The 23,520-nt window shown below is 57.7% G+C and carries 26 protein-coding genes; 7 read left to right on the forward strand and 19 right to left on the reverse strand.

Translation table 11 applies throughout. The annotated features are described in order from the left end of the window. The first annotated feature begins 217 nt into the window (after positions 1–217). Positions 218–628 carry a Spy/CpxP family protein refolding chaperone gene (locus tag ABLU73_RS00765; protein ID WP_049093398.1) on the forward strand — a complete coding sequence of 137 codons (411 nt, stop codon included), beginning with the start codon at positions 218–220 and terminating at the stop codon, positions 626–628. A gap of 73 nt (positions 629–701) precedes the next feature. On the opposite strand, the gene ABLU73_RS00770 is transcribed toward ABLU73_RS00765, so the two are convergent. Both ABLU73_RS00770 and ABLU73_RS00775 read right to left on the reverse strand, forming a co-directional pair. Beyond that, entirely contained in the window at positions 702–869 is a 168-nt protein-coding gene (locus ABLU73_RS00770) for a hypothetical protein (protein WP_004206134.1), read from the reverse strand. A gap of 24 nt (positions 870–893) precedes the next feature. Beyond that, positions 894–1,595 (reverse strand): pirin family protein, encoded by a 702-nt coding sequence (locus ABLU73_RS00775; protein WP_004206132.1) that lies wholly within the window; start codon positions 1,593–1,595, stop codon positions 894–896. 104 nt (positions 1,596–1,699) lie between these two features. On the opposite strand from ABLU73_RS00775, the gene ABLU73_RS00780 reads away from it, so the two are divergent. Next, positions 1,700–2,596: a LysR family transcriptional regulator gene (locus ABLU73_RS00780; RefSeq protein WP_004144865.1), complete on the forward strand. Its 897-nt coding sequence runs from the start codon at positions 1,700–1,702 to the stop codon at positions 2,594–2,596. 40 nt (positions 2,597–2,636) lie between these two features. Here the strand turns inward: ABLU73_RS00780 and ABLU73_RS00785 are convergent, their stop codons facing one another. The 11 genes from ABLU73_RS00785 to ABLU73_RS00835 all read right to left on the reverse strand — a co-directional run bounded on the left by ABLU73_RS00785 (position 2,637) and on the right by ABLU73_RS00835 (position 10,099). Then, complete coding sequence (locus ABLU73_RS00785; RefSeq protein ID WP_017900662.1) at positions 2,637–3,005, reverse strand: DUF805 domain-containing protein; 369 nt, start codon at positions 3,003–3,005, stop codon at positions 2,637–2,639. A 126-nt stretch (positions 3,006–3,131) separates the two neighbouring features. Then, the gene (locus ABLU73_RS00790; protein ID WP_064178183.1) at positions 3,132–4,118 is read right to left on the reverse strand and encodes a glutathione S-transferase family protein; all 987 of its coding nucleotides are present in this window, start codon (positions 4,116–4,118) and stop codon (positions 3,132–3,134) included. A 76-nt stretch (positions 4,119–4,194) separates the two neighbouring features. Beyond that, positions 4,195–4,587 (reverse strand): DoxX family protein, encoded by a 393-nt coding sequence (locus ABLU73_RS00795; protein ID WP_002917920.1) that lies wholly within the window; start codon positions 4,585–4,587, stop codon positions 4,195–4,197. Between the two features lie 350 nt (positions 4,588–4,937). Continuing rightward, on the reverse strand, positions 4,938–5,234 hold the full coding sequence (locus ABLU73_RS00800) for a YqjK-like family protein (protein ID WP_017900664.1): 297 nt from the start codon (positions 5,232–5,234) through the stop codon (positions 4,938–4,940). Then, positions 5,231–5,629: a phage holin family protein gene (locus ABLU73_RS00805; protein ID WP_004206125.1), complete on the reverse strand. Its 399-nt coding sequence runs from the start codon at positions 5,627–5,629 to the stop codon at positions 5,231–5,233. Before ABLU73_RS00805 ends, ABLU73_RS00800 begins: the two co-directional genes overlap by 4 nt. Positions 5,630–5,631: 2 nt before the next feature. Next, positions 5,632–5,937 carry a YqjD family protein gene (locus ABLU73_RS00810; RefSeq protein WP_002917916.1) on the reverse strand — a complete coding sequence of 102 codons (306 nt, stop codon included), beginning with the start codon at positions 5,935–5,937 and terminating at the stop codon, positions 5,632–5,634. 45 nt (positions 5,938–5,982) lie between these two features. Further along, positions 5,983–6,351, reverse strand: a complete 369-nt coding sequence (locus ABLU73_RS00815) for a DUF1090 domain-containing protein (RefSeq protein WP_004206124.1) — start codon at positions 6,349–6,351, stop codon at positions 5,983–5,985. Between the two features lie 149 nt (positions 6,352–6,500). Beyond that, positions 6,501–6,878, reverse strand: a complete 378-nt coding sequence (gene mzrA, locus ABLU73_RS00820; RefSeq protein ID WP_348850059.1) for an EnvZ/OmpR regulon moderator MzrA — start codon at positions 6,876–6,878, stop codon at positions 6,501–6,503. An 8-nt stretch (positions 6,879–6,886) separates the two neighbouring features. Then, complete coding sequence (gene yqjA, locus ABLU73_RS00825; protein WP_004206121.1) at positions 6,887–7,549, reverse strand: DedA family general envelope maintenance protein YqjA; 663 nt, start codon at positions 7,547–7,549, stop codon at positions 6,887–6,889. A 341-nt stretch (positions 7,550–7,890) separates the two neighbouring features. Beyond that, positions 7,891–8,667 (reverse strand): transcriptional regulator ExuR, encoded by a 777-nt coding sequence (gene exuR / locus ABLU73_RS00830; protein WP_004206120.1) that lies wholly within the window; start codon positions 8,665–8,667, stop codon positions 7,891–7,893. A gap of 130 nt (positions 8,668–8,797) precedes the next feature. Further along, positions 8,798–10,099, reverse strand: a complete 1,302-nt coding sequence (locus ABLU73_RS00835) for an MFS transporter (RefSeq protein WP_004206119.1) — start codon at positions 10,097–10,099, stop codon at positions 8,798–8,800. Between the two features lie 480 nt (positions 10,100–10,579). Here ABLU73_RS00835 and uxaC point away from each other — a divergent pair, with 480 nt between their 5' ends. From uxaC to ABLU73_RS00850, 3 genes are all read left to right on the forward strand, one after another. After that, positions 10,580–11,992 (forward strand): glucuronate isomerase, encoded by a 1,413-nt coding sequence (gene uxaC / locus ABLU73_RS00840; RefSeq protein WP_004206118.1) that lies wholly within the window; start codon positions 10,580–10,582, stop codon positions 11,990–11,992. Between the two features lie 18 nt (positions 11,993–12,010). Then, a complete protein-coding gene (locus ABLU73_RS00845) occupies positions 12,011–13,498 on the forward strand; it encodes an altronate dehydratase family protein (protein ID WP_004206117.1) in 1,488 nt (495 codons plus the stop codon). Between the two features lie 129 nt (positions 13,499–13,627). After that, positions 13,628–14,182 (forward strand): YgjV family protein, encoded by a 555-nt coding sequence (locus ABLU73_RS00850; protein ID WP_065882620.1) that lies wholly within the window; start codon positions 13,628–13,630, stop codon positions 14,180–14,182. 15 nt (positions 14,183–14,197) lie between these two features. On the opposite strand, the gene sstT is transcribed toward ABLU73_RS00850, so the two are convergent. The 5 genes from sstT to ABLU73_RS00875 all read right to left on the reverse strand — a co-directional run bounded on the left by sstT (position 14,198) and on the right by ABLU73_RS00875 (position 19,142). Next, a complete protein-coding gene (sstT, locus tag ABLU73_RS00855) occupies positions 14,198–15,445 on the reverse strand; it encodes a serine/threonine transporter SstT (protein ID WP_264923575.1) in 1,248 nt (415 codons plus the stop codon). Between the two features lie 267 nt (positions 15,446–15,712). After that, positions 15,713–16,684, reverse strand: a complete 972-nt coding sequence (locus ABLU73_RS00860) for a TerC family protein (RefSeq protein WP_004188496.1) — start codon at positions 16,682–16,684, stop codon at positions 15,713–15,715. Positions 16,685–16,956: 272 nt separating this feature from the next. After that, the gene (locus ABLU73_RS00865) at positions 16,957–17,946 is read right to left on the reverse strand and encodes a Gfo/Idh/MocA family oxidoreductase (protein WP_032456647.1); all 990 of its coding nucleotides are present in this window, start codon (positions 17,944–17,946) and stop codon (positions 16,957–16,959) included. Positions 17,947–18,019: 73 nt separating this feature from the next. Beyond that, positions 18,020–18,520 carry a M48 family metallopeptidase gene (locus ABLU73_RS00870; RefSeq protein WP_023319188.1) on the reverse strand — a complete coding sequence of 167 codons (501 nt, stop codon included), beginning with the start codon at positions 18,518–18,520 and terminating at the stop codon, positions 18,020–18,022. Positions 18,521–18,539: 19 nt separating this feature from the next. Next, positions 18,540–19,142 carry an XRE family transcriptional regulator gene (locus tag ABLU73_RS00875; RefSeq protein ID WP_004206112.1) on the reverse strand — a complete coding sequence of 201 codons (603 nt, stop codon included), beginning with the start codon at positions 19,140–19,142 and terminating at the stop codon, positions 18,540–18,542. A 43-nt stretch (positions 19,143–19,185) separates the two neighbouring features. Here ABLU73_RS00875 and ABLU73_RS00880 point away from each other — a divergent pair, with 43 nt between their 5' ends. Next, positions 19,186–19,893 (forward strand): B3/4 domain-containing protein, encoded by a 708-nt coding sequence (locus ABLU73_RS00880; protein ID WP_080841436.1) that lies wholly within the window; start codon positions 19,186–19,188, stop codon positions 19,891–19,893. 85 nt (positions 19,894–19,978) lie between these two features. Continuing rightward, positions 19,979–21,109: a 23S rRNA (guanine(1835)-N(2))-methyltransferase RlmG gene (gene rlmG, locus ABLU73_RS00885; protein ID WP_065802869.1), complete on the forward strand. Its 1,131-nt coding sequence runs from the start codon at positions 19,979–19,981 to the stop codon at positions 21,107–21,109. Positions 21,110–21,264: 155 nt separating this feature from the next. Here the strand turns inward: rlmG and ABLU73_RS00890 are convergent, their stop codons facing one another. Continuing rightward, the gene (locus ABLU73_RS00890; protein ID WP_348850013.1) at positions 21,265–23,286 is read right to left on the reverse strand and encodes an NADPH-dependent 2,4-dienoyl-CoA reductase; all 2,022 of its coding nucleotides are present in this window, start codon (positions 23,284–23,286) and stop codon (positions 21,265–21,267) included. Positions 23,287–23,520: the final 234 nt, after the last annotated feature.

Raw genomic sequence — 23,520 nt, forward strand, 5'->3', positions numbered from 1 at the left:
ATTTGATCTGCTTCTTTAATTGAAGGTGATGAGTTAATGTTGTTGAATGGATTGTACGAATTAACATAGTGACCTCATTCATGTAATCAATGTGTTTGGTGTTTTTATTCTTATCACGAATGAAAATAATCTTTAGCTATTATTTTTTACAATTATTCACTCCCGGCTGTAAAATAATAAACCGCTATTTCTGGCAATTTCACATCAGGATAAGACAATGAAATTAATAACCCGTATTGCGTTCGCCACCCTTCTGACCAGCGGTTTCTCTCTGACGGCACAGGCCGCGGACGTGCAGGCGGCGCCAGCGCCAGCGCAGGATCCTATTGTCCAGCACTTAAAACTCACCAGCGATCAGGTGGCGAAAATTAAAAGCCTGCATCAGCAGCTGGAAAATAATATGCAGCAGATTTCACAGCAAGACATTAAAGATGGCGCGCTGATTAACGTGATTGATTCCGGTAAATGGAATGAGAAAGCGGTGAAGGATCAGCTGGCGGCTTTCAGTAAAATCGATCAACAGGTACGTTATTATCGCGTGAAGTACTATTTTGATGTGAATCAGGTACTGACACCCGAGCAGCGTACCCAGGTGAAAAAAGATCTTGCCGACGCGCTGAGTGAATAATGCCATCGGCCCCTTTCGGGGCCGATATAAGTGGGAAGTCATCAAGGATAGCCGAATAATCCATACTGCAGGTTCAGGCGAGACTTTCTTCATCCCGCAGGCGAATCTCCGCCTCGGCAACAATGGCTTCCAGTTCGCTAAGCATCTCATCATAACCAAAGCTGACGACGCCGACGGTTTCCGGCGGCGTCGGGGCTAGCGGCGTCGGAGACGCCTTTTTTCTGTTTTTCTTCTTACTCACTGACAGACTCCATCACTTCCGTTGTTACACCGGTAAATCTATCAGCAAAGCGCGCAGCGGCGTATCGGCGACGAGGGTAATGTTAGCTTCGTCACGAATAAATGCCCCATCACCACAGGTGAGAGCCTGTTTTGGTTGTTCCTGCGCGACGGCATGGACCGTGCCGTGGATCGACTGCAGGTAGGCGCGTGGCCCATGCAATTGCACGTTGATCTGCTCACCTTTTTCCAGCGCGATATGATAGACCCAGGCTTGCTGGCGAAGCTGGAGGCTATTATTCCCCCCATCCGGTGAGGCCAGCAGCTGTAGCGGCGCGTTGGCGACCTCGATTTTCTGCTGCAACGGGTTTTCCCGCTGCGGGCAGGCATCGAGCCACAGCTGCATCCGCGTTAACGACTGCTCTTTGCTCAGATTATGCTCGCTATAGCTCACGCCAGGCTGGGTGGCGATAAGCAGTGCTTCACCGGCTTTTGCCTGCACGTGGTTGCCGTCGCTGTCGCGATACTCCGCTTCGCCTTCCAGAATCAGGTTCAGGATATCGACTTTTGGGTACGTTCTGGCCTGGAAGGAAGCGCCTGGCGCCAGCACTTCCTGATTGAGAACGCGTAAGGACGCGAAGCCCAGTAATTTCGGGTCGAAGTAGTGGCCAAAGGAGAAGGTGTAGCGGGCCTGCAGCCAGCCGAAGTCTGCTTGTCCGCATTGTTTGGCTGTTCGGGTAGTAATCATGTTCTTGACCTCTCTTTACACTAAATCAATGGTAAAGGTATGGACGCTGTATTGTTAGCCAGATATTCTGCCCGGTATGTTCAAATTTCCTGAATGAGAAAGCGATGGCCAAAGAGAGAGCATTAACGCTGGAAGCGTTACGCGTGATGGATGCGATCGACCGTCGCGGGAGCTTCGCTGCCGCGGCTGATGAGCTGGGACGCGTGCCTTCCGCCCTGAGCTACACCATGCAAAAACTGGAGGAGGAGCTGGACGTGGTGCTGTTTGACCGCTCAGGTCATCGCACAAAGTTCACCAATGTCGGACGGATGCTGCTGGAGCGCGGGCGCGTGCTGCTTGAGGCGGCGGACAAGCTCACCACCGACGCCGAAGCCCTGTCACGCGGTTGGGAAACTCACCTGACGATCGTCACTGAAGCGCTGGTGCCCACGCCGGATCTGTTTCCGCTGATTGAGAAACTGGCGACCAAGTCCAACACCCAGCTGTCGATTATCACTGAGGTGCTGGCCGGCGCCTGGGAGCGACTGGAGCAGGGGCGGGCGGATATCGTTGTCGCGCCGGATATGCATTTTCGTTCCTCCTCGGAGATTAACTCGCGCAAACTCTATTCGGTGCTCAGCGTGTACGTCGCGGCGCCGGACCACCCGATCCACCAGGAGCCTGAACCGCTCTCTGAGGTCACCCGCGTGAAATACCGTGGCGTCGCGGTGGCGGATACCGCGCGCGAGCGGCCCGTTCTCACCGTTCAGCTGCTGGATAAACAGCCGCGCTTAACAGTGAGCACCATTGAAGATAAGCGCCAGGCGCTGCTGGCCGGGTTAGGCGTGGCGACCATGCCCTATCCGCTGGTGGAGAAGGATATTGCCGAAGGACGCTTGCGGGTGGTCAGTCCGGAATATACCAATGAAATTGACATTATCATGGCCTGGCGACGGGACAGCATGGGCGAAGCGAAGTCCTGGTGCCTGCGCGAGATCCCTAAGCTTTTTGCCGGCAGATAGTCGAGAACGCTCCTCCCGCTAGCGGGAGGAGCAGGAAGATTTAGTATGAAAAGGGTTTTGGATCGGGCCCGAATCGGTTGTTGCCTTCCGTTCCGCGCTGGCAGTTAAAGATCAGAATCACCAGCCAGCCGATGACCGGGATCAACAGCAGCAGCAGCCACCATGCCGAGCGGTCGGTGTCGTGCAGACGCCGAAACTGCACCGCCCACCACGGTAAAAAGACCAGTATGCCATAGATGGTCGTCAGAATGCCTTCGCCGCCCGCCCGCTGCCAGCCCAGCATTTTATCGATGATGCTCAATACGCCGGTCAGGATGAGGTTGACCAGAATAAACATCCAGTACTCTTTGCGCCGCGCACGGCCGCCAAATCCTATATAGTTTTTTAATACCTTGAGATACCAGTCCATTTCTACGCCTCAATTAACCGTCAATCACTTGTTTTTTAAGCGATCGCAATAAGAATAGACGTGAATGAATGGTGGGTAAATATCTGTTTTATGAATTATTGGGCGCCATCACTGGCGCCCGACGGATCAACGGAAGCGCTGGTCGCGACCGTGCGGTTCGCTGAGATCCTGCTGCGGCCCAATGGAGATGATGCCGGTAGGGTTAATGGTTTTATGGCTGCGGTAATAGTGGTGACGAATATGCGGAAGACTCACCGTCTCCGCGATACCCGGCATCTGGTAGATGTCGCGCAGGAAACCGTAGAGATTGAGATAATCGCTGATGCGTCGTTTGTCGCATTTAAAATGGGTCACATACACCGGGTCGAAGCGTACCAGCGTCGTCCACAGGCGAATATCCGCTTCCGTCAGCTGATTGCCCGTCAGGTAACGATGCTGACCGAGGATCTGCTCCAGCCGCTCCAGTGAGGTAAACACCGCATCCACCGCTTCGTCGTAAGCCTGCTGACTGGTGGCAAAGCCGGCTTTATACACGCCGTTATTGACGTTGTCGTAGATCCAGCCGTTCAGCTCATCAATTTGTTCCCGCAGCGCCGGCGGGTAGTAATCCCCGGCTCTGGCGCCCAGGCCATCGAAGGCGGTATTAAACATACGGATGATTTCTGCCGACTCATTGCTGACGATGGTCTGCTGTTTTTTATCCCAGAGTACCGGGACGGTGACGCGGCCGGTGTAGTGCGGGTCGGCGTGCAGATACAGCTGATAGAGAAAATCGTGCTGATAAAGGTTGTCACCGGTGGCTTCCGGGAAGCTGTCGTCAAAGGTCCAGCCGTTTTCCAGCATCAGCGGATGGACCACGGAGACAGGAAGAAAGGGCTCCAGTCCTTTCAGCTTACGCATAATTAACGTGCGATGCGCCCACGGGCAGGCGAGAGAGACGTACAGATGATAGCGATCTTTTTCCGCCGCAAATCCCCCTTCGCCACTCGGGCCGGCCGCGCCATCGGCGGTGAGCCAGTTACGGAAGGCGGAAACGGAACGCTTAAAACGCCCACCGGTGGATTTTGTGTCATACCAGGTATCCTGCCAGACGCCGTCGACTAATTGTCCCATCTTTGTTCCTCCTTCAGACTTCAGATAGCAAAAGCGAGGAGTGGTCTCCTCGCTTTTTTCATTCAGTATAGTGCGCTTACCATTTCTTATTCAGTACACGGTCGATGCTGAATGCGCCCGGTCCGGTAATGGCCAGCAGCAGGTAACCGCCAGCGATGGTCAGGTTTTTCATGAACATCAGGGAGTTCACGCCTTCCGCAAAGTTGCTGTGGAACAGGAACGCGGTCAACAGGGTAAAGCCTGCGGTGAACAGCGCGGTGGTCCGGGTCAGGAAACCGAACAGAATCGCCAGTCCGCCGCCGAATTCAAGGAGGATGGTCAGCGGCAGCAGCGCACCCGGTACGCCCATGGCTTCCATATACTGCTGGGTTCCCGCATAACCGGTGATTTTGCCCCATCCTGCAGTGATAAACAGAATCGGCATCAGAATGCGCGCTACCAGTACACCAACATCTTCTAATTTTTTCATTTCTTACTCCAGAAAACCCAAAGGGCGGCGGTTTTGTTTTTTAGCGCAATCCCACGTAGTTACGCGGTGTTGCTGTCGATGGAGAGGATAGTAGCGAGGCGGAGAGGGAATTGTTAGCAAGGAAAACTGTAGATCTAGTTCAAAGTTTCTGAGTAATCGGCAAGAGGGGGGCGAAAGATTCCTGAACGCGATAGATCACTACCGCTCCTGGTATAGGCCTGGCCAGGCGGGTAAGAGGACTGGCTGACCGCGGATGGCGGCCAGGAGGCAAGCTGTTACGAACGGCGTTGCGTATCGGGCGGGGAAGTGGCAGAGCGGGACGCCGGGAAAAGCGCCCGCGCTCCGGGCGGCTAGCGGACTGTCGACTGGCGCAGGATCCCGCGGACCAGCCGCCAGGTACTCCATAAACCCAGTCCGCGTTTGGTCCAGCGCATTAAAAAATGCGGGTGCCGTACGGACCACACGGCCATCAGACCGCTGCCTACCATCAGCCACGAACGTAAACTGAGCAGCGTATGCCAGCCTCGGTCTAAGGGCGCAGTCGCATCCAGCCAGTGGCGGCGACAGGCGCTCAGCTCCAGCCGTTGCTGCTGGATCTGGCGCAGCAGCTGCGCCTTTTGCCGTTCACGCTCCTGTCGGCCATTCATGGTTTATCTTCCTCCAGAAGGGCACGGTCGTTCTCCAGCTCTTTCCGCGTCAGGCGCAGCAGCGTGGAGCGTCGCGCCTTACGTAAGGTAAGGATTCCGACAATCGCGGCGGCGAGTAGCAGCACGACGGTGGTGGCGATCATGACGTGCAGGCGGTACTGAGCGTCAACGGCCCAGATAACCAGCACCAGCAGACTCATGAGGCCAAACGCGGCAAACAGCAGCGTCAGTCCGGTCATGATCAGCAACTGGAAGAGGTTGGCTTTCTCCTCCTCCAGCTCCACGACGACCAGGCGCAGCCTTGTTTCCACCATTTCGACCAGCAGCGTAACGATACGCTGGCCAATGGAGAAGACGCGCTGACCCGGCCCCTGCGTGTGTTGTGTATTCGCCATAATCAGCGACGCGACAGCAGGACACCCAGCACCAGCCCGACGGCGGCGCCAATCCCGACCCCAGTCCACGGATTTTCGCGAACATAATCATCCGCTCGCGCGGCGGTCTCACGAGTTTGACGCAGAATCGCTTCGCTGGTCTCACCCAGGCGGGCGCGGCTCTCTTTCAGCGCGCTCTCCGCTTTACTGCGCAGTTTACCCATCTCTTCTTTCGACTTGTCCGCCGAGGAATTCAGTACTTCCTCCAGGGTGTCCGCCAGCGTTTTCAGTTCTGCACGAAGGTCGTCAGTCACATTCTCTTTAGCCATGTCGTTCTCCTGTAGCGTGGTCCGTATTGCGAAAGTTAATGGTGATTAGTAATCCCGAGACTCCAGCGTTTTCAACTCCTGTTGCGCTTCATTGAGTTTATGCTGGCGTTTGTTGATTTTGTCCGCATCGCCTTTCTTCCGGGCTTCCTGCAGATCGCGCTGACGTTCAGCGATCTCTTCCCGCTGTTTGGCAATTTTTTGCTGATGATCGGCTTTGAGTTTACTGTCGCTGCAGTTCTCCCGTACCTGACGTAGCGCGGTATTTAGCCCATCAATGCGACTTTGATTGTGATGCTTTTCGGCATAGCTGATCTCTCGTTGAATATCCTGCTCTTTTTCCTGGCAGGGAGAGGCGGCTATGGCGCTGGCGCTAAGTGAAGACAGGGCCAGAAGCAGAGCGATGCGGTGTTTCATGGATAGTACCTTCCATTGTCTTAGGGTATACCCGGAGGATAAACCCGTTCCCGTTGGTAAACGTGAATGCGTTGATTCACGCAGGTTTAAGCATAGTAACAAATGCGGGAAACCACCAGACTGCGTTGAAAACGCAGTCTGACGGCCGTTTACCCGAGCCGATGCGGCGCGTCGCGCAGGCGGGATAACCAGGCGGCGGGCGAGTTATCGTCCTCCAGCAAGGCGATAATATAACCATGTGGCAGAGCGCGACCGAGAACCTCTTTCGCCGCCGCGCCCTGGGCGGTGGAATCAAACTTAATCAGCAGGCCATCCTTTTGCGGCGTAATGCTCTTGAAGCGGATACCGTTAGCGTCGAGGTGATGCCAGACGGAGAAACCATCCGGCATACTGACGCCCTGGCCAACCGGACGGATCGCCAGCGTGGCCTCCTGCTGCTGCACCGCCAGCCAGAGCCAGAACAGCGAGCAGAGCAAAAGAGAGCCACCCAGCAGCCAGCTGAGCTGGCGCAGGGAAGGGCGTTTTATGACCATCATCAGCCCCGGCTTCTGTATTTTTTCTTCCACAGCACCACCAGCGAGCCGATCAGTCCGAAGACCAACAGCGCAACCGGCAGGAGCATCAGGCAGGACATCAGCTGATCTTCATACTTAAGGAAAACCGGGGTTTTGCCCAGCAGATAGCCCAGCGAGGTCAGGATGAGCACCCACAGTAGGCCGCTCATCCAGTTAAAGAACTGAAAGCGGGCGTTATTGAGACCGGAAAGCCCGGCGATGGTCGGCAGCAGCGTGCGCACAAAGGCGATGAAGCGGCCGATCAGCAGCGCAGAGAGGCCATGCTTATGAAACAGGTGATGCGCGCGCTGATGATAGTGAGAGGGCAGATGCGACAGCCAGTTTTGCACGATCCGTGTGTTGCCTAGCCACCGCCCCTGGATATAGCTCAGCCAGCAGCCGAGGCTGGCGGCGGCGGTGAGCAGCAGCAACGTTTCCGGAAAGCCCATCGCCCCTTTGGCGATCAGCACGCCCACGAGCACAAGCAGGCTGTCCCCCGGCAAAAACGCGGCAGGCAGTAACCCGTTCTCAAGGAACAAAATCATAAACAAGACAAAATACAGCATGCCAATCATGGAGGGATTCGCGAGCGTTTCGTAATCCTGAGCCCACAAGGCATTCAATAACTGGGTTAATAGTTCCATTCACGATTCCTGGTACATCGGTTAACGGCACGTCTGAGCGCGTGGCATGTAGGGCGACAAGATTTTTATGAGATTATGGTCGCTGCTTCGGCGCTCTGAACGCTTCCCTGTATAAAACTGAAGTAAGTCAATACCTACTCCCAGAACGGCAAAATGCATCTAATTGTAACAAATCGCCTGACTTTCCGTCAGAGAAATTGCAAGGTGTTGCTCGTTGATTTTGCTGATTGCGGCGATGTGAGGCGAGAGGATTTACACAGGCTGACACTATATATGTTTTGCTTACCTCAGCCTGCCTGGGGAACAGGCGCGCAGGGGCCGCGCGCCGGGGGGATAAAGGCTTATTTCGCGCCGTTGGCCGCCGTATCGAGATGAACCACCGGGTTTTCGGCAAATAAGTAGCGATCGGCATTAAATTCAAAGTCGTCGCTGGTTTCGTTAAACAGCATTTGCTTGGTATTTTCCAGATGCTGCCACATCGCCAGTTTGGCGGCGTTCGGATCTTTTCGCAGCAGAGCCTTCAGGATCTGATCGTGGTCGTCGCACCAGTTATCGACGGTGCGCAGGTCGATATGCTCATGCAGCTTTTTCCAGTACGGGTTATGCACGCGCTGGGTCCACATTTTTTCCACGATCGCCGCCAGGGCGCTATTCTGCGTGGCCAGCGCCACCTGGACGTGAAACTGCAGATCCCACTCGGAGTCGCGGAAACACTTCTCGTTGCGCGCTTTCTCCTGAATCTCCATCAGCTTCATGATGTCCTGCTTGGTCACCTGAGTGGCCGCGAATTCGGCGATATTGCTTTCAATAAGCTGCCGCGCCTGCAGCAGCTCAAAGGGGCCATAGTTGGCGAACTCAAGGCTTTCATCGGCCACTTGCTGGTATTTCGGATGGTTGGAGATAACGTGAATGCCCGACCCTTTGCGGACTTCGACATACCCTTCCACTTCCAGCATGATAATGGCTTCACGAACCACGGTGCGGCTAACGTTTTTTTCATCGGCGATAAAGCGCTCGGCGGGCAGCTTATCCCCTACAAGGTAGACACCTTGTTCGATGCGCGTCTTCAGCTCAGCGGCAAGCTGCTGATAAAGACGGCGTGGTTCAATGATTTCCATATTCGCTCCCGCAAGATGGCGACAATATTCGATTTGTTATACCACTTTTACGCGATTTCCACCACTGGCAGGGATGAAAAAGCCGCCTGAGAAGGCGGCTTGGCAGGCGATCACCTCAGCATAAGCGTCTCTAACTCTGGGTGGCCGGTTTGCGGCTGCTAAGCGGCGGCGTGTCATCGTCAGCCGGTTTGTTTTTCAGCACCGTCCAGATGACCAGCGCGCCCAGCAGGTCAAAGACCGCCAGTACGGCAAACAGCGGGCTGAAGCCGATGGTGTCTGCCAGCGCGCCGACGACCAGGGCGAACATGGTGCTCGCCAGCCAGGCGGCCATCCCGGTCAGACCGTTGGCGGTAGCGACTTCGTTACGGCCAAAGACGTCGGAAGAGAGGGTAATCAACGCCCCGGACAGCGCCTGGTGAGCGAACCCGCCGATGCACAGCAGGGCAATCGCCACGTACGGGCTGGTGAACAGGCCGATCATCCCCGGGCCAATCATCAGCAGGGCGCCCATGGTGACCACCATTTTACGCGACACGATCAGATTGACGCCGAACCAGCGCTGGAACAGCGGCGGCAGGTATCCACCGACGATGCAGCCGAGGTCGGCGAACAGCATCGGCATCCAGGCGAACATGGCGATCTCTTTCAGGTTAAAGCCGTAAACCTTAAACATGAACAGCGGGATCCAGGCGTTAAAGGTACCCCAGGCCGGCTCGGCGAGAAAACGCGGCAGGGCGATACCCCAGAACTGACGGTTGCGCAGGATCTGCCACGGCGACATTTTCTTCGCGTTATTGGTCTGGTGTTGAGACTCCTGGCCGCCAATGATGTAGTCGCGTTCTTCGTCAGATAATTTCTTCTGATCGCGCGGGTGTTTGTAGAAGATCAGCCAGGCGATGGCCCAGGCGAAGCTCAGCACCCCGGAGATAATGAACGCCATCTGCCAGCTGTGCATGACAATCGCCCACACCACCAGCGGCGGCGCGATCATGGCGCCGATAGAGGAACCCACGTTGAAGTAGCCCACTGCGATAGAGCGCTCTTTCGCCGGGAACCATTCGGAGCTGGCTTTCAGCCCGGCGGGGATCATCGCTGCTTCCGCCGCGCCCACCGCGCCGCGGGCCAGCGCCAGGCCACCCCAGCTGCCGGCGAGGGCGGTCGAGCCACAGAATATCGCCCAGGCGATAGCGAAGAAGGCATAGCCGACTTTAGTCCCCAGAATATCAAGGACATAGCCTGCGACAGGCTGCATGACGGTATAGGCAGCGGAATAGGCTGCAATGATATAGGAGTACTGTTGGGTCGAGATGTGTAACTCTTCCATCAGCGTCGGCGCGGCCGCCGCCACGGTGTTACGGGTCAGGTAGCCCAGCACGGTGCCCAGCGTCACCAGTGCGATCATGTACCAACGTAACCCTTTAATTTTACGCATGTAAACCTCATCGTCTGTAATTTCTCCGCACCAGGTGCGGCCTCTCCTGACGGCGATACGCGGTCGGGAAAGCGAAACGGAGGGTTCAGGAGGGCGGTCCCCTCTGGCCCGAACCTTACCATCAGTTGTTATGTAAAAAGTCGGTATCCATTCCGTATAAGCCGATGCCATCAACACCGGTAAAGCATTCCGTCGGTTTATATGTTGCGACGGCAGAAAGATAACTTGTCATACAACTTTAAAAGTTGAGTGCTGTCACAAAAGTGGGAAAGTTAGTGTGGTCTTTATGACTGGCGAGGAAAGCCAGATACGGCGCGCCCTGGCGAGACGTTTGCCGTGGAGAGGCGATTTTTTTTATCAGCGTTTATTGATCTAACTCACGAAAAACAGTTCGGTCTGTGGAAATTGGTGTGATAACTTTGTCAGCATTGTAGTCAATCATCTGAAAGGCTCCTGTTCCGGAGCGAAGAGGACACACGAATGACACCGTTTATGACCGAAGATTTTCTACTCGATAGCGAATTTGCCCGCCGCCTGTACCACGATTACGCGAAAGATCAGCCTATTTTCGACTACCATTGCCACCTTCCGCCGCAGCAGGTTGCCGAAAATTATCGTTTCAAAAATCTGTATGACATCTGGCTGAAAGGCGATCACTACAAATGGCGCGCGATGCGCACTAACGGCGTGCCGGAGCGTCTGTGTACCGGGGATGCCTCCGATCGCGAGAAATTTGACGCCTGGGCAGCCACCGTGCCTCACACAATTGGCAACCCGTTATACCACTGGACCCATTTAGAGCTGCGTCGCCCATTTGGTATTACAGGTAAGCTGCTGTCACCTTCCACCGCCGATGAGATCTGGGAACAGTGCAATGCGTTACTGGCGCAGGACGCCTTCTCCGCCCGCGGGATCATGAAGCAGATGAACGTGAAGATGGTCGGCACCACCGACGATCCGATTGATTCCCTGGAACACCATGCGGTTGTCGCCAAAGACACTTCATTTGATATCAAGGTGTTGCCGAGCTGGCGTCCGGATAAAGCGTTCAACATCGAGCAGGCGACCTTCAATGACTATATGGCTAAGCTGGGTGAAGTGTCCGACACCGATATTCGCCGTTTTGCGGACCTGCAAAGCGCGCTGACCAAACGTCTGGACCACTTTGCCGCTCACGGTTGCAAAGTCTCCGACCACGCCCTGGACGTAGTGCTGTTTGCGGAAGCGACCGACGCCGAGCTGGACGCCATTCTGGCGCGTCGCCTGGCTGGCGAAACCCTTAGCGAACGCGAAGTGGCGCAGTTCAAAACCGCGGTGCTGGTGTTCCTCGGCGCAGAGTATGCTCGTCGCGGCTGGGTGCAGCAGTACCACATCGGCGCGCTGCGCAATAACAACCTGCGTCAGTTCAAATTGTTAGGCCCGGACGTGGGCTTTGACTCGATCAACGATCGTCCAATGGCTGAAGAGCTGTCTAAGCTGCTGAGCAAGCAGAACGAAGAGAACCTGCTGCCGAAAACCATTCTCTACTGCCTGAACCCGCGCGATAACGAAGTGCTGGGCACCATGATCGGTAACTTCCAGGGCGAAGGGATGCCGGGCAAGATGCAGTTCGGCTCCGGCTGGTGGTTCAACGATCAGAAAGACGGCATGGAGCGGCAGATGACCCAGCTGGCGCAGCTCGGCCTGCTGAGTCGCTTTGTCGGGATGCTGACCGACAGCCGCAGCTTCCTCTCCTACACGCGCCACGAATACTTCCGCCGCATTCTGTGCCAGATGATCGGCCGTTGGGTGACCGCCGGCGAAGCGCCTGCGGATATCGCGCTGCTGGGCGAGATGGTGAAAAACATTTGCTTTAACAATGCGCGTGACTATTTCGCCATTGAACTGAACTAAGACCAGAGGTCGGTTGATATGCAATACATCAAAATCCATTCGCAGGATAACGTCGCGGTCGCGCTGGCGGATATGACGGCCGGTAGCGTGGTGACGATCGACAATGACCCGGTCACCCTCGGTCAGGATATCGTTCGCGGACACAAGTTTGCACTGCGCGCTATCGCGAAAGGGGAAAACGTCGTTAAGTATGGGCTGCCGATTGGCCATGCGCTGGCGGATATCGCGCCGGGCGAGCATGTCCATGCGCACAATACGCGCACCAATCTCAGCGACCTTGACGCGTATCGCTATCAACCGGAGCAGGTTGCCCAACCGCCGCAGCCAGCGGATCGCGACGTGCAGATTTATCGTCGCGCCAATGGCGACGTCGGCGTGCGCAATGAGCTGTGGATCCTGCCGACCGTCGGCTGCGTCAACGCCATGGCCCGCCAGATGCAGAACCGTTTTCTGAAAGAGGCAAACGGCGCTGAGGACATCGATGGAGTGCATCTCTTCAGCCATACCTATGGCTGCTCGCAGCTCGGGGACGATCACCTCAATACCCGCACCATGCTGCAGAATATGGTTCGCCATCCGAACGCCGGGGCGGTGCTGGTGGTGGGCCTTGGCTGTGAAAACAACCAGGTGGAGGCCTTTCGCGAAACGCTGGGCGAGTATGATCCGCAGCGCGTGCACTTTATGGTTTGTCAGCATCAGGACGATGAAGTGGAGGCGGGAGTGGCGCATCTCCACCAGCTGTATGACGTGATGCGTCAGGATAAACGTCAGCCGGGTAAGCTGAGCGAGCTGAAGTTTGGCCTCGAGTGCGGCGGGTCTGACGGCCTGTCCGGTATTACCGCCAACCCGATGCTGGGGCGCTTCTCAGACTACGTGATCGCCAACGGCGGCACCACCGTGCTGACCGAAGTGCCGGAGATGTTCGGCGCTGAACAGCTGCTGATGAGCCACTGCCGCGACGAAGCGACCTTCGACAAGCTGGTGACTATGGTCAATGACTTTAAGCAGTACTTTATCGCGCACGACCAGCCTATTTACGAAAACCCCTCTCCGGGCAACAAGGCCGGGGGGATCACCACCCTCGAGGATAAGTCGCTGGGCTGTACCCAGAAAGCGGGCTCCAGCCAGGTCGTGGATGTCCTGCGCTACGGCGAACGTCTGAAGGTTCATGGTCTGAACTTGCTGAGCGCGCCAGGCAATGATGCCGTCGCCACCAGCGCGCTGGCCGGCGCCGGCTGCCATATGGTGCTGTTCAGTACCGGCCGCGGCACGCCGTACGGCGGCTTTGTGCCGACGGTGAAGATCGCCACCAACAGCGAGCTGGCGGCAAAGAAAAAGCACTGGATCGACTTCGATGCCGGACAGCTGATCCACGGCAAAGCGATGCCACAGCTGCTGGAGGAGTTCGTGGATACCATTGTGGCTTTCGCCAACGGCAAACCGACCTGTAATGAGCAGAATGACTTCCGCGAGCTGGCCATCTTTAAAAGCGGTGTTACCCTGTAAAGGCGCATTCATATTGGCGCCCGGGCGGCGTTGATCGCGCATTGGCCTGATAGCGCAGCGTCATCGGGTAAGCAGCAGCGGCGTTTCAGCCTGTGAAGCGCCGTTTGTTTTTTCTCTCAGGGAGCTTTCATGACCGCGTATTGGCTGGCTCAGGGCGTCGGCGTTATCGCCTTTCTTATCGGCATTACCACCTTTATCAACCGCGACGAACGTCGCTTCAGGCTTCAGCTGGCGGTCTATAGCGGCGTTATCGGCGTCCATTTCTTCCTGATGGGCGCCGCGCCTGCCGGGATGAGCGCCGGGCTTAATGCGCTCCGCACGGTTATTTCCCTGCGCACCCGCAGCCTGTGGGTGATGACGATCTTTATCCTGCTGACGCTGATCCTCGGCCTTGGCAAGCTGCAGCATGCTATGGAGCTGCTGCCGATTATTGGCACTGTCGCCAGCACCTGGGCGCTGTTTCGCTGTAAAGGGCTGACCGTCCGCTGCGTGATGTGGTGCTCCACCGCCTGCTGGGTGACGCATAACCTGTGGCTGGGTTCGATTGGCGGGACGCTGATTGAAGGCAGTTTCCTGATCGTCAACGGCCTGAATATCATTCGCTTCCGCCGGATGCAAAAGCGGGGTATCGATCCGTTCAGGGTTGAAAACGCGGTGCAGGAAGAGAGCCCCTCCGCGCGGTAGCGGAGGGGAAAGGCATTAACTGCGCAGGGCGTTTTTCGCCAGCTGGTCGTCTTCCGCCATGCAGGCGGCGGCGGTAAACAGGGCGTCGGTGGAGGAGTTCAGCGCGGTTTCGCAGGAATCCTGCAGCACGCCGATGATAAAGCCGACGGCAACCACCTGCATCGCCACATCGTTCGGAATACCAAACATATTACAGGCCAGCGGGATCAGCAGCAGCGAACCGCCCGCCACGCCGGAGGCGCCGCAGGCGCACAGCGAAGCGACCACGCTCAGCAACAGCGCCGTCGGCAGATCCACCGGAATGTTCAGCGTATGGACCGCCGCCAGCGTCAGCACGGTAATCGTGATTGCCGCGCCCGCCATATTGATGGTCGCCCCCAGCGGAATGGAGACCGAATAGGTATCGCGATCCAGGTTCAGCTTCTCGCATAGCGCCATATTCACCGGAATATTGGCGGCGGAGCTGCGGGTGAAAAACGCGTAGACGCCGCTTTCGCGCAGGCAGGTCAGCACCAGCGGATAGGGGTTACGGCGAATCTTCCAGAACACCAGCAGCGGGTTAATCACCAGCGCCACCAGCAGCATACAGCCCACCAGTACCAGCAGCAGCTGGGCGTAGCCCCACAGCGTTTCAAAACCGGTGGTCGCCAGGGTGGAAGAGACCAGGCCGAAGATCCCCAGCGGCGCAAAGCGGATCACCACTTTAACGATAAAGGTCACCGCGTGGGAGATATCGTTGATCAGGTTTTTCGTGGTGTCGTTACCATGGCGCAGGGCGAAGCCAAGCCCCACCGCCCACACCAGAATACCGATATAGTTGGCGTTCAGCAGGGCGTCGACCGGGTTGGACACCATGCTCATCAGCAGACTACGCAGCACCTCAACAATCCCCGACGGCGGCGTGATGCTGTCGGCGGCGGTGGTTAAGTGCAGAGTCGACGGAAAGAGAAAACTGAACAACACCGCAGTCAGCGCCGCGCTAAAGGTGCCCAGCAGATAGAGAAACAGAATAGGGCGAATACTGGTTTTTTGTCCGTGCTGATGGTTGGCGATCGAGGCCATGACGAGCATCAATACCAGCACCGGCGCTACCGCCTTTAACGCGCCGACGAACAGGGTCCCCAGCAGGCCGACGGCGATAGCCGCTGGCTTAGAGACCAGCGCCAGCAGCACGCCAAGCACCAGGCCCATTAAAATTTGTTTCACCAGGCTGCCTTGCGCCAGGCGGGAGAGCCACCCTGATGGGGGAGTGCGTGTTGTCATAATTCATTCCTTCCAGTGATGTAGCAAGCCATCCCAGCCACGTATTATTTGTTACGTTTATGTCAGGATGTAAATAGATGTTTGCATAGCCGAGTATACGGAAAGAAAGCCTGGCGGGAAGCGTAAAATACTGTGATTTTAATCTGGATCTTATTTTTTAACTACGCAGTAACATAATTGTGACATGAGCAGGCATTCTCGTTATGAGAAGGTCAGCTATAGCCGATTACCGCGCCGCCAGCGGGAGCCGACGGCGCGCCAGGCAGGTTATTCAGGCAGTTTGCGCTGCTTGTCGTGCTGCTTGTTGACCCAGGCGTTAATCAACAGCGTGACGGTCAGGATGCCGCCCACGACCCCCAGCGAGATGGCGACCGGGATATGGTAGAAGTCGACGATCAGCATCTTCACGCCAATAAACACCAGGATCACCGACAGGCCATATTTGAGCATCGAGAAGCGCTCAGCGACCCCCGCCAGCAGGAAGTACATGGCGCGCAGGCCGAGAATGGCAAACAGGTTCGAGGTCAGCACGATAAACGGGTCGGTGGTGACCGCGAAGATCGCCGGGATACTGTCGACGGCGAATATCACATCGCTCAGCTCGACCAGAATCAACACCAGCAGCAGCGGCGTGGCGAACAGCACCCCGTTTTTACGGGTGAAGAAGCGCTCGCTCTCGATTTTATCGGTCATTCGCAGATGGCTGCGGATCCAGCGCACCAGCGGTTTGTCGCCGATGCCGGAATCATCCTCTTTCGCCAGCGCCATCTTCACGCCGGTAAACAGCAGGAAGGCGCCGAAGACGTACAACAGCCAGTCGAACTGGGAGATAAGCCAGCTGCCGGCGAAGATCATAATGGTGCGCAGAACAATCGCCCCGAGGACGCCATACACCAGCACCCGGCGCTGCAGAGCAGGCGGCACGGCGAAGTAGCTGAACAGCATCAGCCAGACGAAGACGTTATCGACCGCCAGCGCTTTTTCAATCAGATAACCGGTGAGGAAGGCCAGGGCCTGCGGATCGGCGACGGCGCGGCCCTGGGTTTGCACCAGATACCACCAGAACGCGGCGTTGAACAACAGAGAAAGTGTGACCCAGAGGATAGACCAGCCAGCGGCCTGCTTCATGGTCATGCTATGCGAACCGCGTCGTCCCTGAAGCAGCAGGTCGATCGCCAACATGATCGCGACGACGACAGCGAATCCACCCCATAGCAACGGCGTGCCGACAGTATTCATTTGATATTCCTTACATAAAAACAAAAACGGCTGACGTCGGAAGACGGCAGCCGCTGCGCTTTTATGCATAGACCTCGCCTTCCGGCAAGGTCTCACTTACAACAACCAAAGTTCATCGCGATGGGCTTTGGTGATTGCCCGGCGACCGGATGCGGTATTACACGCATCGTAATGACGATCGGCCGGCAAGGAAGTTACTCCCCTTTGCTCGTAACAAAATATGTCACGAGGCGGTTTTCGTCAATGGCGGCCAGACGGGCCTTTACACTCTTTTACGCCAGCGGCTGCGTATCGGCCGGGAAGATCACCCCGGTCTGGCGACGAATTTCGCTCGACAGTTTCGCCGTGATACGGCTCACAGCCAGGCCCGGATGGTCGACATCCTCTGTTTCCACCAGCCGCGCGAAGGTCTCCGCCTCATACAGCATAGTATTGATATGCTGCGGCTGCGTCAGGTCCTGGGCTTTGCCGCCGCGCGGCACAAACGCCAGCTTCTGGCACTCGGAGATTTTTTCGATCACCAGTACCCCCTCTTCCCCCTGAATTTCGCTGGGGATCGCCGAGTCGCTCACCTTGGAGTGATGCAGCGTCACGTCGAAGTCGTCATAGCTCAGCACCACGGTGCCCTGGGCGTCCACGCCGCTGTCCAGCAGGCTGGCGGTGGCATGAACGGCCCGCGGTTCGCCCCACAGCGCCACAGCGGACGCCAGGCAATAGAAGCCGATATCCATAATCGAACCGTTGGAGAACGCCGGATTAAAGGTGTTGGGGTTTTCGCCGTCGAGGTAGCGCTGATAGCGCGAAGAGTACTGGCAGTAGTTAATGAAGGCTTTACGCAGTTTACCCACTTTGCCGAGGGTTTCCTTCAGCAGCAGAAAGTTGGGCAGGCTGGCGGTTTTGAAGGCTTCAAACAGCACCACGTGGTTGGCTTTCGCCACCGCGATGGCCGCCTCGACCTCCTGTAGATTCGACGCCAGCGGTTTTTCGCAAATGACGTGCTTCTTGTGGCTCAGGAACAGCCGCGTCTGCGGGAAGTGCAGGGAGTTCGGGCTGGCGATATACACCGCATCAATGGCGTCGCTTTGCGCCAGCGCCTCCAGCGAGGTATACAGATGCTCGACCGGATAGTCATTGGCGAAGGCTTGCGCCTGTTCGAGGCTGCGGGAGTAGATGGCGGAAAGTTTATATTTGCCGGTTTCATGGGCGGCATCGACAAACTGCTTAGTGATCCAGTTTGTGCCAACAACTGCGAAACGTATCATAAACGGTGACGAACTCCATTAAAGGGAACCTGTCGCCACTCTATCATGCCCCCATGACAAAACCAGTGCGTGACTACGCAGAACGCTTCAACGAAAGGTGCGTCAGCCACAGGCGGGTGTCGAACTCCAGCTGGTGGTATTGCGGCTCCATATGGCAGCACAGCTGATAGAAAGCCTTGTTGTGATCCTTCTCTTTCAGATGCGCCAGCTCATGAACCACGATCATGCGCAGAAAGGCCTCCGGCGCGTCGCGAAATACCGTCGCCACGCGGATCTCCGCTTTGGCTTTCAGCTTGCCGCCCTGAACGCGGGAAATGGCGGTATGCAGGCCGAGCGCATTGTTCAGCACGTGGATCTTACTGTCATACATCACTTTGTTGATCGGCGCCGCGCCGCGCAGAAAGCGGTTTTTCAAGTCCTGGGTGTACTGATATAGCGCTTTATCGCTGTTAACGTCGTGCCCTTGCGGATAGCGCTTTTGCAGCACCTCGCCGAGGCGGTCTTGCTCGATTAACGTGGTCACCTGCGCCAGCAGCGATTCAGGATAGCCCTGTAAATAAATGAGTTTTGTCATCGTCTTATCATTACGTCTGTCAGGAGGGCAGTTCAGCCACGGTCATGGTAAAGACCAGCGGCGCAGTACCCTCATTGCGGTAACCGTGCTCTATTTCGGTGCGGGCCACCGCGGATTCTCCGACCGCCACCGTGCGGCAGGTCTCGCCAAGCGTCAGCGTCAGCGCGCCGGCTTCCACGTGCAGCAGCTCGAAGGTCGTCGCCGGGTGGCCGGGCGAGGTAAAGGCTTCGCCGGGCTGCATCTCCCAGCGCCACAGCTCAATCATATTCGGCCCGGCGGTGCCGGCGAGAAGCCTGGCGCTGCCTCCCAGCGGGCCTTGCCAGAGGGTGGGGATCTGCTCGGCGGGAATAATATGCAACGCGGGTTCGCTTGCCACATTGACGATATCCGCCACCGAAACGCCCAGCGCGGCGGCGAGTTTGCAGAGGATCGCAATGCTGGGGTTGGCGGCCTCTTTTTCCATCTCGACCAGCATACCTTTGCTGATGCTGGCCCGGCGCGACAGCTCGTCCAGCGACATTTTTTTCGCTTTACGGTAGGCCTTCAGCCGCGTGGCGACGGCGCGACTTACCTGGTCGACATCAGCTCCTGAATCGGTCGTTATATTGACTTTTACGTTCATTGGTCACTATGATGAAACAAATTGGTCATTACAGGATTATCGAATGCGTAGCGTGACGCCGTCAATCGAATCTGCGGTCAGCCGCCTGGCGCCGGGCTTTCGGGCATTAAGTATTGTGGTGGAGAGTGCGCCGGTGGCCAACCCCGCCATCGCGGAGCAGGTGCTGGCCGAGGCCTGCCAGGCGGTGCAGCAGGATGATGTGCCCTGGGCGCAAGCGCACCTGGCGGCATGGGATGAAGCCTTCAGCGCCTTCGGCGCGAAGGCGAAACGTACCCCCTGTTCGGCGCAGGCGCTGCGCAAGCGGGTGCTGAAAGAGGGGAGCCTGCCGGCCATCGATCCGGTAGTGGATATCTACAACGCGATCAGCATTCGCTATGCCGTCCCGGTCGGTGGGGAAAATCTGGCCGCCTACCGTGGCGAACCGCGGCTGGCCATTGCCCGCGGCGATGAGCCATTCGATACGCTAAAATCGGCAGAGCCGGTGGTGGAATATCCGGAGCCGGGCGAAGTCATCTGGCGGGATGATATAGGCGTAACCTGCCGACGCTGGAACTGGCGACAGGGCGTACGTACCCGGCTGGACAGCGGCGCGCAGACGATGTGGTTTATTCTCGAAAGCCTGCCGGCGATGCCGTTGTCGGCCCTGCAAGAGGCGGGAGAGCGGCTGGTAGGCTATCTGCAGCAGCTGATGCCCGGCGCCCGCGCGTCGATAACGCTGCTGCAAGCCGATGACGAGGGCGATCTACGCTGAGCGGCGATGATCAGCGATCTCTCTTCAACTGGACAGGATTTGCGTATAAACTCGCGGGTTTTACTATTCCGGAGGCGGAGAGGCGATGAGCCAGGCAGAGTTAAACGGTGAGTTATTCACATTAGAGCGGTTCCCACCTAACGCTGAAGAAGAAGCGCTTCAGGCGTGGGAAGCGGCGGATGAATATCTGCTGCAACAGGTGAATGACGTCGACGGCCTGACGCTCATCTTCAACGACGGCTTCGGCGCGCTCGCCTGCGCGCTGGCGGAGCGCAACCCCGTCAGCATCAACGATTCCTTTATTTCCGAGCTGGCGACCCGCCACAACCTACGGATGAACGGCATTGATGAAGAGAGCGTGCGCTTTCAGGATAGCCTGAGCCCGCTGCCGGCCTCGCCGGCGCTGGTGCTGATTAAGGTGCCAAAGCAGCTGGCGCTGCTGGAACAGCAGCTGCGCGCCCTGCGCCAAGTGGTGACGCCGGAAACCCGTATTATCGCCGCGGCGAAAGCCCGCGATGTGCATAACTCGACGCTGGCGCTGTTTGAAAAAATTCTCGGTACCACCACCACCTCGCTGGCATGGAAAAAAGCGCGTCTGATCCACTGCGTTTTCACCGCCCCTGAGCTGGCCGATGCGCCGCAAACCTACAGCTGGAAGCTGGACGGCACGCCGTGGACCATCCACAACCATGCCAACGTTTTTGCCCGCAGCGGTCTGGATATCGGCGCGCGCTTCTTCCTGCAGCATTTACCGTCTAATTTAGAAGGCGAGATCGCCGATCTCGGCTGCGGCAACGGGGTGATTGGCCTGCAGGCGCTGGCGCAGAACCCGAACGCGCGGGTCATGTTCACCGATGAGTCGCACATGGCGGTGGCTTCCAGCCGGTTGAACGTCGAGCACAACCTGCCGAACGATATCGACCGCTGTGAATTTATGGTCAACAACTCGCTCTCCGGCATTGAGCCGGACCGCTTTACGGCGATCCTGTGCAATCCGCCGTTCCACCAGCAGCACGCCATTACCGACCATATCGCCTGGCAGATGTTTAACGACGCCCGCCGCAGCCTGAAATACGGCGGTGAGCTGTACGTCGTCGGCAACCGTCATCTCGACTACTTCCGTAAGCTGAAGCGCGCTTTTGGTAACTGCACGACGATTGCGACGAACAATAAGTTTGTCATTTTGAAAGCGACCAAGGTGCGTAAGCAGCGCTGATCCGTGTGGCTATTTCCCCGGCTTGCGGCTGTCGCCTTAGCCGGGCTACCGACTGTCGCCTTAGCCGGGCTACCGGCTGACGCCTTCGCCGGGCTAGCGTGCGGGATTATCGTGGTAGCCCGGGGAAGGCGCATCGCGCCGCCCCCGGGACACGGCTAAATCGTCAGCGCCAGCTTCGTGCCCTGGGCAATCGCCCGGCGCGCATCCAGCTCCGCCGCCACGTCGCAGCCGCCGATCAAATGCACCGTTTTCCCTGCCGCGCGCAGCGGTTCCGCCAGCTCGCGGCGCGGCTCCTGACCGGCGCAGACAATCACATGATCCACCGCCAGCAGCTGGCGTTCGCCGCCGATAGTCACATGTAACCCCTCATCATCGATCTTCTCATAGCTGACCGCCGGGATCATTTTCACGCCGCGCGCCAGCAGCGTCGCGCGATGGATCCAGCCGGTGGTTTTGCCGAGCCCTTCGCCCGGTTTGCTCGCTTTGCGCTGCAGCATCACAATCTGTCGCGGGCTTTGACTCAGCTGCGGGCCTTCAGGACGCAGCCCTCCCGCCGTTTGCAGGCTGGTATCGATCCCCCATTCGCGACAGAACTCGCCGATATCCTGGCTGGTGGCCACGCCCGACTGGCTTAGGTACATCGCGGTGTCGAAGCCGATGCCGCCGCAGCCGATGATCGCCACCTTCTCGCCAACCGGCGCTTTGTCGCGCAAGACATCCAGGTAGCTGAGCACCTTGGGATGATCGATCCCGGCGATCGCCGGCAGGCGCGGGGCGATACCGGTGGCGAGGATCGTCTCATCGAACGCCAGCAGATCGTCTGCCGTAACGCGGGTGTTCAGGCGCAGATCGACGCCGTTAAGATCGAGCATGGTGCGGTAGTAACGCAGCGTCTCGTGGAACTCCTCTTTGCCAGGGATCTGTTTGGCGATATTAAACTGGCCGCCGATCTCCGGCAGCGCATCGAACAACGTGACCTGATGGCCACGGGCGGCGGCGTTAACGGCAAAGGCCAGACCGGCCGGCCCGGCGCCGACCACCGCCAGCCGTTTAGGCGCGTTGGCCGGCAGGACCGGCATCAGGGTTTCATGACAGGCGCGCGGGTTGACCAGACAGGAGGTGACTTTGCCGACGAAGATCCGATCGAGACACGCCTGGTTGCAGCCGATGCAGGTGTTGATCTGATCGGCACGATCGTTCTGCGCTTTTGACATAAATTCGGCGTCGGCGAGGAACGGGCGGGCCATCGATACCATATCGGCATCGCCGCGGGCGAGAATATCCTCCGCGACCTGCGGATCGTTGATGCGGTTGGTGGTGATCAGCGGGATCGACACCGCGCCTTTCAGCTTGCGGGTGACCCAGCTAAAGGCGCCGCGCGGTACCGGCGTGGCGATGGTTGGAATGCGCGCTTCGTGCCAGCCGATCCCGGTGTTGATGATGGTCGCCCCCGCCGCCTCGATGGCTTTGGCCAGCTCGGTGACTTCCGTCAGCGTGCTGCCGTCGTTGACCAGATCGAGCATCGACAGACGGTAGATGATAATGAAATCGTGGCCGGCGCGCTGGCGCACGGCCTTGACCACTTCAACGGCGAAACGCATACGGCGCGCGTAATCGCCGCCCCATTGATCGCTGCGCTGGTTAGTGCGCGCGGCGAGGAATTCGTTAATCAGATAGCCCTCAGAGCCCATCACCTCGACGCCGTCATAGCCCGCTTCCCGCGCCAGCTGGGCGCAGTGGGCAAAATCATCGATCAGCGTGAGGATCTCGTTGTGGCTCAGCTCATGAGGGGTGAACCGGTTTATCGGCGCCTGCAGAGGCGAAGGGGCGACCAGCGCGGGCTGGTAGCTGTAGCGCCCGGTGTGCAGGATCTGCAGGGCGATTTTACCGCCTTCCTGATGTACCGCGTCGGTGATCTGGCGATGATGCGCCAGATGGCTGGCATCGTTGAGCACCGCGCCGCCGGCCATGGTCACCCCGGACGGGGCGGGAGCGATGCCGCCGGTGACGATCAGCGCCACGCCGTGACGCGCGCGCTCGGCGTAAAAGGCCGCTAACCGCTGCGCGCCGTCGGGCAGTTCTTCCAGACCGGTATGCATGGAGCCCATCAACACGCGGTTTTTAAGGGTGGTGAAGCCCAGCTCAAGCGGGGCGAAAAGCGACGGATAGCGGCTCATAATGGCTTCCAATGTAAAATTATTGTTATGTGGTCGGATGAGTTACTAATTTAGCCGTCGTGGAGAAAAAGGGAAAAGGGGAGTGCGGTGATTGTGATGGGATTCAAAGAACGGCGAAGCGTTGCCCCTCACCCCGGCCCTCTCCCAAAGGGAGAGGGAGAAAGGCGGACCAGCACTGGTATTCAGGCCTGCGCCGGACGGTTCCCTCTCCCACCGGGAGAGGGTTAGGGTGAG

This window comes from Klebsiella sp. GG_Kp175, assembly GCF_040062325.1.
Lineage (GTDB): Bacteria > Pseudomonadota > Gammaproteobacteria > Enterobacterales > Enterobacteriaceae > Klebsiella > Klebsiella quasipneumoniae.

Excerpts from the sequence above, each read along its gene's own strand:
- ABLU73_RS00765 (WP_049093398.1), top strand. The coding sequence starts at position 218 with ATGAAATTAATAACCCGTATTGCGTTCGCCACCCTTCTGACCAGCGGT.
- ABLU73_RS00775 (WP_004206132.1), bottom strand. The coding sequence starts at position 1,595 with ATGATTACTACCCGAACAGCCAAACAATGCGGACAAGCAGACTTCGGC.
- ABLU73_RS00780 (WP_004144865.1), top strand. The coding sequence starts at position 1,700 with ATGGCCAAAGAGAGAGCATTAACGCTGGAAGCGTTACGCGTGATGGAT.
- ABLU73_RS00785 (WP_017900662.1), bottom strand. The coding sequence starts at position 3,005 with ATGGACTGGTATCTCAAGGTATTAAAAAACTATATAGGATTTGGCGGC.
- ABLU73_RS00790 (WP_064178183.1), bottom strand. The coding sequence starts at position 4,118 with ATGGGACAATTAGTCGACGGCGTCTGGCAGGATACCTGGTATGACACA.
- ABLU73_RS00795 (WP_002917920.1), bottom strand. The coding sequence starts at position 4,587 with ATGAAAAAATTAGAAGATGTTGGTGTACTGGTAGCGCGCATTCTGATG.
- ABLU73_RS00800 (WP_017900664.1), bottom strand. The coding sequence starts at position 5,234 with ATGAATGGCCGACAGGAGCGTGAACGGCAAAAGGCGCAGCTGCTGCGC.
- ABLU73_RS00805 (WP_004206125.1), bottom strand. The coding sequence starts at position 5,629 with ATGGCGAATACACAACACACGCAGGGGCCGGGTCAGCGCGTCTTCTCC.
- ABLU73_RS00810 (WP_002917916.1), bottom strand. The coding sequence starts at position 5,937 with ATGGCTAAAGAGAATGTGACTGACGACCTTCGTGCAGAACTGAAAACG.
- ABLU73_RS00815 (WP_004206124.1), bottom strand. The coding sequence starts at position 6,351 with ATGAAACACCGCATCGCTCTGCTTCTGGCCCTGTCTTCACTTAGCGCC.
- yqjA (WP_004206121.1), bottom strand. The coding sequence starts at position 7,549 with ATGGAACTATTAACCCAGTTATTGAATGCCTTGTGGGCTCAGGATTAC.
- exuR (WP_004206120.1), bottom strand. The coding sequence starts at position 8,667 with ATGGAAATCATTGAACCACGCCGTCTTTATCAGCAGCTTGCCGCTGAG.
- ABLU73_RS00835 (WP_004206119.1), bottom strand. The coding sequence starts at position 10,099 with ATGCGTAAAATTAAAGGGTTACGTTGGTACATGATCGCACTGGTGACG.
- uxaC (WP_004206118.1), top strand. The coding sequence starts at position 10,580 with ATGACACCGTTTATGACCGAAGATTTTCTACTCGATAGCGAATTTGCC.
- ABLU73_RS00845 (WP_004206117.1), top strand. The coding sequence starts at position 12,011 with ATGCAATACATCAAAATCCATTCGCAGGATAACGTCGCGGTCGCGCTG.
- ABLU73_RS00850 (WP_065882620.1), top strand. The coding sequence starts at position 13,628 with ATGACCGCGTATTGGCTGGCTCAGGGCGTCGGCGTTATCGCCTTTCTT.
- sstT (WP_264923575.1), bottom strand. The coding sequence starts at position 15,445 with ATGACAACACGCACTCCCCCATCAGGGTGGCTCTCCCGCCTGGCGCAA.
- ABLU73_RS00860 (WP_004188496.1), bottom strand. The coding sequence starts at position 16,684 with ATGAATACTGTCGGCACGCCGTTGCTATGGGGTGGATTCGCTGTCGTC.
- ABLU73_RS00865 (WP_032456647.1), bottom strand. The coding sequence starts at position 17,946 with ATGATACGTTTCGCAGTTGTTGGCACAAACTGGATCACTAAGCAGTTT.
- ABLU73_RS00870 (WP_023319188.1), bottom strand. The coding sequence starts at position 18,520 with ATGACAAAACTCATTTATTTACAGGGCTATCCTGAATCGCTGCTGGCG.
- ABLU73_RS00875 (WP_004206112.1), bottom strand. The coding sequence starts at position 19,142 with ATGAACGTAAAAGTCAATATAACGACCGATTCAGGAGCTGATGTCGAC.
- ABLU73_RS00880 (WP_080841436.1), top strand. The coding sequence starts at position 19,186 with ATGCGTAGCGTGACGCCGTCAATCGAATCTGCGGTCAGCCGCCTGGCG.
- rlmG (WP_065802869.1), top strand. The coding sequence starts at position 19,979 with ATGAGCCAGGCAGAGTTAAACGGTGAGTTATTCACATTAGAGCGGTTC.
- ABLU73_RS00890 (WP_348850013.1), bottom strand. The coding sequence starts at position 23,286 with ATGAGCCGCTATCCGTCGCTTTTCGCCCCGCTTGAGCTGGGCTTCACC.